This window comes from Martelella sp. AMO21009 (genome assembly GCF_053484295.1).
In genome coordinates this window covers 1-9,737 of record NZ_JBAKFR010000048.1, presented here as the reverse complement: position 1 = coordinate 9,737, position 9,737 = coordinate 1, and the positions used below count along the sequence as shown (strand labels likewise).

11 protein-coding genes are annotated in these 9,737 nt (G+C 58.1%); 2 read left to right on the top strand and 9 right to left on the bottom strand.

The genetic code is table 11. From position 1 onward, the window contains the following. From V6766_RS24640 to V6766_RS24610, 7 genes are all read right to left on the bottom strand, one after another. Window positions 1-291: hypothetical protein (locus V6766_RS24640; protein WP_448470892.1), on the bottom strand; the 291-nt coding region annotated here is incomplete at its 3' end. Between the two features lie 104 nt (window positions 292-395). Next, window positions 396-935 (bottom strand): hypothetical protein, encoded by a 540-nt coding sequence (locus tag V6766_RS24635; RefSeq protein ID WP_448470891.1) that lies wholly within the window; start codon window positions 933-935, stop codon window positions 396-398. Then, complete coding sequence (locus V6766_RS24630; RefSeq protein WP_448470890.1) at window positions 932-1,747, bottom strand: dioxygenase family protein; 816 nt, start codon at window positions 1,745-1,747, stop codon at window positions 932-934. Before V6766_RS24630 ends, V6766_RS24635 begins: the two co-directional genes overlap by 4 nt. Window positions 1,748-1,973: 226 nt before the next feature. After that, a complete protein-coding gene (locus V6766_RS24625; protein WP_448470889.1) occupies window positions 1,974-2,993 on the bottom strand; it encodes an FAD-binding oxidoreductase in 1,020 nt (339 codons plus the stop codon). After that, entirely contained in the window at window positions 2,990-3,967 is a 978-nt protein-coding gene (locus V6766_RS24620; RefSeq protein ID WP_448470888.1) for a PdxA family dehydrogenase, read from the bottom strand. Before V6766_RS24620 ends, V6766_RS24625 begins: the two co-directional genes overlap by 4 nt. Beyond that, window positions 3,967-4,452, bottom strand: a complete 486-nt coding sequence (locus tag V6766_RS24615; protein WP_448470887.1) for an aromatic-ring-hydroxylating dioxygenase subunit beta — start codon at window positions 4,450-4,452, stop codon at window positions 3,967-3,969. The genes V6766_RS24620 and V6766_RS24615 overlap by 1 nt, the downstream gene beginning before the upstream one ends. Then, on the bottom strand, window positions 4,449-5,714 hold the full coding sequence (locus tag V6766_RS24610; protein WP_448470886.1) for an aromatic ring-hydroxylating oxygenase subunit alpha: 1,266 nt from the start codon (window positions 5,712-5,714) through the stop codon (window positions 4,449-4,451). Before V6766_RS24610 ends, V6766_RS24615 begins: the two co-directional genes overlap by 4 nt. Window positions 5,715-5,938: 224 nt before the next feature. On the opposite strand from V6766_RS24610, the gene V6766_RS24605 reads away from it, so the two are divergent. Beyond that, on the top strand, window positions 5,939-6,496 hold the full coding sequence (locus V6766_RS24605; RefSeq protein ID WP_448470885.1) for an NADPH-dependent FMN reductase: 558 nt from the start codon (window positions 5,939-5,941) through the stop codon (window positions 6,494-6,496). Window positions 6,497-6,566: 70 nt separating this feature from the next. Here the strand turns inward: V6766_RS24605 and V6766_RS24600 are convergent, their stop codons facing one another. Together V6766_RS24600 and V6766_RS24595 are read right to left on the bottom strand one after the other, a co-directional pair. Then, a complete protein-coding gene (locus tag V6766_RS24600; protein ID WP_448470884.1) occupies window positions 6,567-7,715 on the bottom strand; it encodes a CapA family protein in 1,149 nt (382 codons plus the stop codon). Window positions 7,716-7,721: 6 nt separating this feature from the next. Continuing rightward, entirely contained in the window at window positions 7,722-8,864 is a 1,143-nt protein-coding gene (locus tag V6766_RS24595; protein WP_448470883.1) for a CaiB/BaiF CoA transferase family protein, read from the bottom strand. Between the two features lie 201 nt (window positions 8,865-9,065). Between V6766_RS24595 and V6766_RS24590 the strand changes: the two genes are divergently transcribed. Beyond that, the coding region (locus V6766_RS24590; protein WP_448470882.1) for an IclR family transcriptional regulator domain-containing protein at window positions 9,066-9,737 on the top strand (672 nt) is incomplete at its 3' end.

Sequence of the window (9,737 nt, the reverse complement as noted above, 5' to 3'; positions counted from 1 at the left end):
CTTGCCGTCGTAGGCCACGCGGGCCTCGAGCGGCGTCACGATGCCGATATCGACCTCGCCGGTTTCGAACATAGGGAAAAACACGGTAGCCGATTGCGGCAGCACATCCACGCGGATGTCGGTGTGCTCGCCGATAACCGAGGCCAGGGCCTGGGCTTGTGCATAAAACAGGCTACCTTCGGGATTGCCGCCCATCACGATGATTTCGGCGTTTGCGGGCGCTGCGGCGAATAGCAAACCTGCGGTCGCGCCCATAAGCCCGAGCCTGGTGGATAGTTTTTTCAAGAACATCAGTTTTCCTCCCTGATCATTTGCATCTAGCTCCGCCCGGTCATCGCCCGGGCAAAAGGTCGTATTCTCATGCCGGTGTAGCGGCACGGGTGGCTGCAACATCTTCAAACGTCGGCTAAAGTCTCCTCCCGCGTTTCCGCAGATACCCGGAAAAACGGGGTTTCGTTTTCGCCCTGGATGACGATGTCAAACTCGAGCGCCCCGGATTCCGGCCCGCTTCTCGCCACCAGCGCGGGCCGATCTGCGGCGGGCACCATGGCAAGCACGGGGTCAGATCTGTTTTTCGTCTCCTCATCGGGAAAATACATCCGCGTGACGAGCTGCCGGCTAAGACCGCGCGCGAACACAGCAACATGCAGGTGCGGCGCAAGAACTCGGCCATCGGGAAGCGCGCCCTCGCGCGGTTTTGCAAGTTCCACCCTATAACGCCCGTCATCGAGCGCACGGGCGCGGACCGCCTGCCCCTCCGACCATATTTCGACAAACGCTTCATAAACCAGCGGGGCGCCGGACCCGTCGGTGATCCGGCCCGTCACGACCCATCGGTCATTGGCCGCAGCGGGGCTGAATGCCAGTTCGTCCTTGATCAAGGCGAAGCCAAACAGCGGCCCCGAGGTCTGCGAAGGCGTCAGGATATCGGTCATGCCGACACCTCGGGAGGTTCGAAATAGGTCGAGCGCGCGCCGCGCAAAACGATGTCGAAACGGTAGGCAAGATGGGTGGTGTTCCACATCGGGGTGGCGTCGATATCGAGCGAGGCACCCGGCGCGACGAGGCGGCCCTGATTGTCGAAAGGATTGCTGGCGCCTAGCGTCCGCTCCAGATCGATTTGAGACTCGTCATAATCGACCTTGGCAATCAACCGATCCTGTCCCTTCCGGTCAGGGATGCCCAATAGCATGCGATCCTGGCTAAGCAGGGGGTCGCCCTCGAAATACATCTGGGTGATCAGGCGGCTCTCAAAACCATAACCAAAGAGCGAAAAATGAACATGCGCCGCACGCCAGCCCTTTTCGCCGGTGGTGTAAAAGGTTGGATAGGCGCCAGGCCGCACCGTTATAAATTCGTAATTGCCCTTGTCGTCGGTGAGACATTTGCCGGCGCCGATGAAATTAGGGTCGATGGGGAATCCCCAAAGGTCCTTGGCGTCGACATAGCGTCCCGCCGCGTTGGACTGCCAGATCTCAATCAATGCGCCGCTGACGGGACGGCCATCACTATCCGAGACATTGCCGAAAATCTTGACGCGCGATCCCAGGGGCTCCCCGGCACATTGTCGCGTCAGATCGCTGTCGCGATCGGTCACCTTCATTGTGTCGAAGGCGGGTCCTTTCACATTGTGAAACCAGTCCTGCGGCAGAACGACGTTAGGCTTGAGCGGTGCGCGCAGAACCGTCACCTCGTAATTGGGATCGAGATAGGGGGGGTCGACATCCCTGTACGTTGTGCTTCCCACCGTTATTCCTCCTTTGGCAGTGCCCGGTACCAGCATCACACGATGCAAATTCCGACGGAAATATAATCTTTGCATTCAGAACGAATGCGAAATTTATAGCCTGGGCATCACGTTTCGAGTGCCGGGCAAGAAACGGGGCAGACGGTTTTTGTCCGCAACTTGCACGATCCGATTGTGATGTCCCGCCAATACTTTTCCACAAAGCGCACCGCATCACTGGCAACTGTCATTGCGTGTGTTCCGCCGCGTGATCACTTGACGGCTCGAATATGTCGCAATGGAACGATGACGCGGGCAGGTTGGCGACGTTGGCAAAATCTGTGGCGGCGGCATTGACCATGGCGGGTGCGCCACAGGCATAGACTCGGCATCGGCTCATATCGGGAAAATCCTCCAACACCGCGCGGTGCACGAAGCCGGTTTTTCCCGACCATTCCCCTTCCGGCTCGAGCACAACGGGTACGAAGCTGAACCAGCCGAATTTTTCGGCCCATTTTTGCGCCAGGGCGAGGTGGTAGAGGTCCGCAATTTTGTTCGCGCCCCAATAAAGCCGGACCGGGCGATCATTGCCATGATCGATGAGGTCCTCGACGATGGATTTGATGGGAGCAAAGCCAGTGCCCGACGCCAGAAGAATCGTGTCGCCGTCACCCTCTTCGATACCGAACTGGCCGAACGGCACCTCAATATCGAGCGTGTCTCCCTTGGAGAGGTCACGCAATATCGCATCGGAGAAGGCACCGCCCGGTACACGGCGGACATGCAATTCGACCTGGTCGTTTTTTCGCGGCGGATTTGCCATGGAATAATTGCGGCTGTCGCCCGCGCCACCGGGCAGAAATACCCTAAGATATTGCCCGGCCTTGAACACCGCGCGCTGCCCGATGGGCAGCCGCAGGGTGAGTACGGCAACGTCTTCGGCAGGGTAATCGATCTTGGCGATCCTGGCGGTCAGTTTCTTGCGCGCCGGCAGATCATCCTTGCGGATCCATTGCGGGCTGATCTCGACGTCGCCCAGCGGCCGCGCCTGACAAAAACGCACGCCACTGACCGGCCCTTCCTGCAGTCCCTGCCCCCGCACCTGAAGGCGGCCCCTTACCAGTTTACCTTCGCACGACGAACAGACGCCCTTGCGGCATGAATAAGGGATGGCGTAATTGCCGTTTTCGATAGCGTCGAGAACAAATTCATCGTCGCCGCAGCTGAATTCCATATCGCTGCCTTCGATCGAGATGATATGGCTCACTTCACTCCTCCCAACAGGCGGATGGCTGAGACCAGGCCGTCGCACCGCGCCCGGTTCTGGCCTGCGATATCGAAAGCGGTGCCGTGGCCGACGCTGGAGAACAGACAGCCTCCGCCGATGGACAGGCCTGCAATCGCCTGTCCGGCCTTCAGCTTGACAGGAATGTGACCCTGGTCGTGATACATGGCGACATATGCGTCGCACGCGTTGCGCACTAGCATGACGTCCGCCCCCTCCGGCCCCACCACATCGATGCCGCGGGCGCGGGCGCTGTGCACCGCGGGACCGACGATCGTATCGTCCTCGGCGCCGAAAAGGCCGCCCTCTCCAGCATGAGGATTAAATCCGAAAACGCCGATACGAGGCTGCGAAATGCCGATCCTTTCCAGCGCATCATGGGTTGCCACGATGCATCTTTCGATCATTTCGGCATTCATGCGCGTCAGCGCCGACATCAGCCCTTCATGCAGGGTGACATGCGATATGCGAAGCCCTCCGCCAATGAGAAGCGCAAAAACGCTATCGGGTTCGGCATCCAGCAGTTCTGCAAGTAGCCGCGGATAGCCGGAAAAATCGCGGCCGCTGGCATTGACCGCTGTTTCGGAATGCGGACATGCGACAATCGCTCTGCCGATGCCGTCTTCCATCAGTTCCAAAGCCCGTTTCACATAGGTGATGGTTGCTTCCCCAGAGGCGGCAGACGGCCGGCCGACAGTCACCGCGTCTGAGGCGATGGCCTCCAGCGGCTCGAGATCGACCGAAGGCGACGCTCCGCTGCCCCAGCGTTTGCGATCCTCATTGACATCGGCGCCAAACGCGTGGGCTATCGGCTCCACGAGATGCCGGTCGGCGACGATAACGGGCCGTAAAGCTTCGTCCTCAGCCAATTCCAGCGCGGCCTTGATCGCAATCTCAGGGCCAATGCCGTTGGGGTCGCCCACGGTGACGAGAATGCGATCCCTATCGCACCGCATCAAAGCGGAAACGCCAGCAGGGTATCGACTTGACGGCTGTCGAGAACGACCGTCCGGCTGACGATTTTGGCGTCATTGCCCGACAACCGGTATCGGTCGATGTACCGGCCCGTCGCGAAAAGAGTGGTCGGCCCCTCCCTTGTTATTCTCGCCAGCATAAAGGACGTTTCGCACTCGACATCATCCCCATCGGCGTTGAAAATGTACGGTCTTCCCAGCAGATGCCGATAGGAATGGCGCTCGTATACATTGGCTTCAAGCAAAGAGATGATGCGGTCGTGCAGCATGCCCTTGCCCTCGAGCCAAACCAGCCCGCCTTCCAGGCCCTGGGCATGATTGTCGGCGCTGGTGATTTTGTAAAAGCAGTCGTCGGTAAAGAAATCCGGCCATGCGGTGCAATCGCCGTCATCGATTTCACGTGCGTAATGCGCCTGAGAGGATTCTATCATCGCCGCCGCTTCGGCGCGTCCGACCTGTGCGTTCATAGTCCCATCCTCCCGCGATATTCGGTCCAAAATCCTCTCACCAGCGCCTCGCTGACGCGGCCGCCATCGACGTCGAGTCCATGTCCACCCATTTCCAGAATGGCGCTTTTGTCGGCGGCGCCATTGGTGCCACGTTGCACGAACCCGCCGATGCAACCGTCTTCCATGGAAACATATCCGGCGGGACCCACGAGGTTGGACTGCCGCAGGCGAGCTTTACGCTCAACCTCGGTGTCGCTTTCGAAGCCGACATAGGTCCAGTTCAGATGGGTCTCGTTCGTTCCCACCGGCAGGATTTGGCGCATGGCGATGGAGTTCTGGATCTGCTGCAAAACAAATCCGGGAAACACCGACAGAATCTGCAGTGTGATGTCGTCGCCGAACTCCTGGAAGCGCTGCAGCATTTTGGCGTCAGACAGTTGAAGGTCCGATTGCGACCTGATTTTCTGGTCCGAATAGATGCTCTTTTTTGCATCTGCATCGGGCTCGTGGTCGGCTATGGCCGAATAACTGACCCCGCAACCGCCGGTATCATTGATGATGAGCCCGCCCTTGTGCGACAGCCTGTTTATATTGAAGGTCGTGAAAAAGGTGTGCAGGATGCTGGCGTGATAGCTGTCCTTGGTGTTCTCAACATAGAGCTTCCAATTGTTGGGCAGCACTTGCGTGAAACGGCCGAGAATCACCAACTTCCGGCCACCGAGCACACGCTCGATGCGCTCCAAAATCCCCTCCCCCAGATAATCCTCGATATCTTCCGCATCCTCGTCGAAGCTGCCGAAAAGCAGCCCTGAAACGTAGGCAACCCTCAGTTTTCTGGGGCCCTTGCCTTCCATGCAGAAATCCGCAGGCATGCCGCCACGGCCATTGATGCCGTCCTTGAACGCGATGCCTATCAGATCACCCTGAAGGCTGTGGGTCCATGCGTGGTAGACGCAGGTGAAATCCTTAACATTGCCGCGATCTTCAAGAGCCAGCAATGACCCGCGATGAGAACACCGGTTCTCGAACGCGTAAAACTGATCGTCGCGGTCGCGGGTCACGATGACCGGCGTTTCGCCTACAAAAGTCGCCACGAAATCCCCCGGAGAGGTCAGCTCGGCCTCAAGACACAAATAGCTCCATGTTGGTCCGGCAAAAATCTTTTCACGCTCTCGCGCCAGAACGTCTTCAGACTGGAAAATCCAGTAGGGAACGCGCGTTGCGCCTTCCTGCTTGGGCCATTCCGGCAAAGTCACTTGGTCGGGTGCGACGGCATCCATAATGACGCTCCTCATCGTAAAAGATCGCATTGTTCGTTATTCGAACATTGTTCGTTTTTGCAATTCTTGTTTGCAAGTTTTGCTTGGGGATGTCAATAACGATGATGGGCGTTTGCGGTCATAAGAGCGCAATTTGACGACTATGCCGCATGTAAACATTTGAAGAGGTTGAGTTTTCTAAAAGCTCACAACATGAGCCAAAACGAAGCAAGGAGGATGGCGCGTTGAAGCATTTCCTATTTTTTTCCGGCAGCAGCCTGTCGGATTCGCTTAATGGAAGATTGGCGATTGCCGCCTCGGAAGTGGCATCTGCGCTTTACGACGACACGGCGACTTTCGAAGTGATCGACCTGCCCGCGCGCGAGTTGCCGCAATTTTCGCCCGAATTGGCGGAAGGGGGGCTGCCGGCAAGAGTGACCGCTTTCCGCGATGCCTTTGCGTCCGCGTATGGGATCTTCATGAGCTCTGACGAATACACCGGCACCTATTCGCAAATCTTCCGCAACGCCGCCAAATGGCTGGCTCACGATTGCGATGGCCGCGGCAATCTTCTGGCGGACAAAAAAGTCGCTTTATGCAGCGCGATGCCGGGCGGTGTCGGGGGGTTGCGCGGCCACCCCGCTCTGCATCAGCTTTTAGTGCAATTGGGTGCCGATGTGCGGGCGCAAAGGCTGCAAATGGGCGCAACGCCAACGCCGTTCGATCAGAAGCGGCAGCTGCTGCCGAAGTTCAAAGATCAGCTGTTGACCGGATCTATGGGCTGGCTAATCGGTGCGGCCTAGCGTAGTGAGCTGAAGAAGTCATGTTTCCGCCTTACCGCGCAAGTTTCCGGCCGGGCAGCTTTGGTTGCCCTCACTTGAGGCTGCGGAACGCCAGGAAATCCCAATCTCCATAGCAGGACCGTTCGATGACGACGCCATTGCCGATGGTGCGGGTCGATTTTTCGAAATATTCGACAACTGGCCCGGCATCTGGATCGCCGGCGCGATATGGCTTTGTGCTGCCATCTGGCAACACCATCGCCGGGATCAGTCCGGTTGCGAGATCGCTATCAGGTCCGAATTGCAGCAGGGCGATGCCCGTCATCCGTGCGTCTGGATGAAACGGAAATAGCGGGAACCCTTCACGCGGTCCATGGGCGAACTTACCGTAATCGGCGCGCTGTTTTTCGGCTTGCGCCGCGGATGGGTGAAATTCGGTAAAATGATGGACGAATGCGCCCAGGCCGTAAAATATCGGCTTGGCGTTGTAAAATTCCATCCCGCGCAGGCTGTGGTGATGATGGCAGAGCACCGCATCGGCACCGCTGTCCACGATATGGCGGGCGTAGCGTGTTTCGTAGTCCTGCACGACTTCGTAAAGACTGGAATTGCCCCAATGGCAGCTCACGATCACGAGGTCAGCAACCTGCCGGGCCGCCGCAATGGCACTCTCCAGCCTTTCGAGATCTTCTCTCACGGCGCACGTTTCGATGATCGGCGGCACGCCAGGCTCCCAGAAGGTGCGATCCGGTATCGCGTAATGCGTTTCTATGCGCAAAGGCGCCAGGCCGGGCCTGTTTTCGCGTGCATGGTATCCGGTGGGAAAAACGCTGGCGACGGCCAAAAAGGCGACGCGACGCCCTTTGACGTCGCTGACGATAGGCCGCAAGGCTTGGTCGATATCGGCTCCGGCACCGGTCGTGGCGATGCCCTGGCGGTCCAACTCCGCAAGCGTGTCGCTGAGGCCCGCATACCCCGCATCGAGAATGTGATTGTTGGCGCAGGTCAGAACGTGAAACGGCGCATCGCCGAGGCCATGCGCCTGTGCGATGGGAGCGATCATGGGGTGTCTAACGGTTGGCGTCAACGCGGGACGGTCCGTATACACGCCCTCGCAATTGCCGATCACGATATCGCCGGTTTTCAGAATGGGCGTGACATGACGAAACGCCGACAGGCCCTCCTCGATGTCAACGAAAACGTCTCCCACTGCGAAAATCGAGAGCGTTTTGTCGTCCATATCTCCTCAATCTCCTGCACCCAAATCGCTTAAAACCATTTCCGTGGCCGTACCCAGCGCCGGAGGCGATTGACGGATTTTGCCCGGTGTACGGCTCAGTTTCAGCGGAATCCCAGCGGTTATCGCATCGCCGATCCCGGATTTGACGAACATATCACGAAATACGCCCTGCTCCTGCGCGAGAACTTCGGGAATGGATTGTACCAGGCTGGTAGGCACACCGATGTTCATACACATCTCCGTCCATGTTTTCGCATCTTTTGCGGCAAAAATCGGCTGAAGCTCGGCGTGCAGCGCCTCGCGGTTGCGGAGCCTGTCGACATTGCTTTTGAATCGCGCGTCGTCGATGAGATCCTCGCGGCCAATAGCCTTACAGAACGCGGGATAGGATTTACTGTCCACACCAAGGTAAAATTCCCGGTCCTTGGCGTCGAACATTCCATAAGGCGCCAAGAACGCAAAGAACGGACCGTGTTTTTCAGGGATGTCGCCGCCCGCCGTATAATCGGCGATATAGTGGCTGATCAAATGGATAGCCGTGTCATACAGCGACAGATCGATATACTGGCCCTTGCCCGAAGTTTGCCGCTCATAGAGTGCGAGCATGATCCCGTAGGCAGCGTGGGCCCCGGACAACAGATCGATGGGCGACGGACCGGTGCGGACCGAAGGCCGGCCCGGTTCGCCGGTAATGCTCATATGGCCCGCATATGCTTGCAAGAGCATATCGAACCCCGGTCTTTGTCCTAAAGGTCCGTCCTGGCCGAAACCCGATATCGAACAGTAGACTATCTTGGGATTGATTTGCGCCGCCTCCTGATAGCCGAAGCCCAACCGCGCGGCGACACCGGGACGGAAATTCTCGATGATCACGTCCGACCGGGCGATGAGCTTGCGGATGGCGCACTTTCCTGCCTCCGTCTTGAGATCGAGCACGACACTCGACTTGTTTCGGTTGAGAGCCAAATACAGACCGCTGAACTGGTCATCCTCCCCGAGCCGCGCCGACCCCCAACGTCGTGAACTTTCGCCGGTGGGTGGCTCGAGCTTGATCACCTCGGCACCGAAATCACCCAACAGCATGCCGCAGGTCGGACCGGCCATGGCCTGGCTGAAATCCAGAACCTTTATACCTTCCAAAACCGCCATTACCTCGCTCCTCCCTCGCAGTCGTGACTTTCAATACCAGCGTCGCATGGTCGCGGCATACCGATACTGTCAGAGCTCTAGGAGACTTGCGGGCATATTTGAAATATAATGAAGGTGCCCGATCCATATCATTTATCAATGCGGGGGCGGCGTCCGGCGGAACCGGAGGGTTTACTGGTGGGGATAGTAGCGGCGGCACCGATGAAACAAGCAGGAAAACGACCGGAAAAAAAGATGCGCGACGGCAGGTCGCGTGCACCCGAAGCGATGGCGGGGTTAGCAAAGGGTATACGCATCATCGAACTTTTCAACAAGACCGGCGGCACCCTTACCGTCACAGCGGCGGCCAATGCCATCGGCATATCCCGTGCCAGCGCGAGCAGGTGTCTGCTGACATTGATGGATCTCGGCTACCTCGACAAGGAAGGCGACAGCTTTCGCCCCACATTGCGGATATTGCGCCTCGGTTCCACTTACGGCAATGCCGCCTCACTTCCGCAACTGGCGCAGCGGCATCTGGAAGCGGCGCGATCGGAATTTCAGGAGACCGTTTCGCTGGCGGTAATGGACGATTGGAATTCGGTCTTCGTCGCGCGCGCCGAAACGAGCCGGCTGGTCTCTTCGGTGATCCGGCTCGGTATTCGACTGCCGGCATTTTGTTCGGCGAGCGGGCGTGTGCTTCTGTCGAGCGTCGGCGACACGGAGCTTGAAGACTATTTCACTCAGCTCGATCCCCAAGCGCTAACTCCGAAAACCAACATCGACACCGCTAAATTGAAGGCGATCGTATTGCAGACCAAACAGGACGGATTTGCGATTTCCGATCAGGAGGTCGAGTTGGGCCTGATTTCGCTAGCTGTCCCTGTCATCGAC

Bases quoted from the DNA above. Each gene is read 5' to 3' on its own strand.
- V6766_RS24635 (WP_448470891.1), bottom strand. From the start codon at position 935: ATGACCGATATCCTGACGCCTTCGCAGACCTCGGGGCCGCTGTTTGGC.
- V6766_RS24620 (WP_448470888.1), bottom strand. From the start codon at position 3,967: ATGCGGTGCGATAGGGATCGCATTCTCGTCACCGTGGGCGACCCCAAC.
- V6766_RS24615 (WP_448470887.1), bottom strand. From the start codon at position 4,452: ATGAACGCACAGGTCGGACGCGCCGAAGCGGCGGCGATGATAGAATCC.
- V6766_RS24610 (WP_448470886.1), bottom strand. From the start codon at position 5,714: ATGGATGCCGTCGCACCCGACCAAGTGACTTTGCCGGAATGGCCCAAG.
- V6766_RS24600 (WP_448470884.1), bottom strand. From the start codon at position 7,715: ATGGACGACAAAACGCTCTCGATTTTCGCAGTGGGAGACGTTTTCGTT.
- V6766_RS24595 (WP_448470883.1), bottom strand. From the start codon at position 8,864: ATGGCGGTTTTGGAAGGTATAAAGGTTCTGGATTTCAGCCAGGCCATG.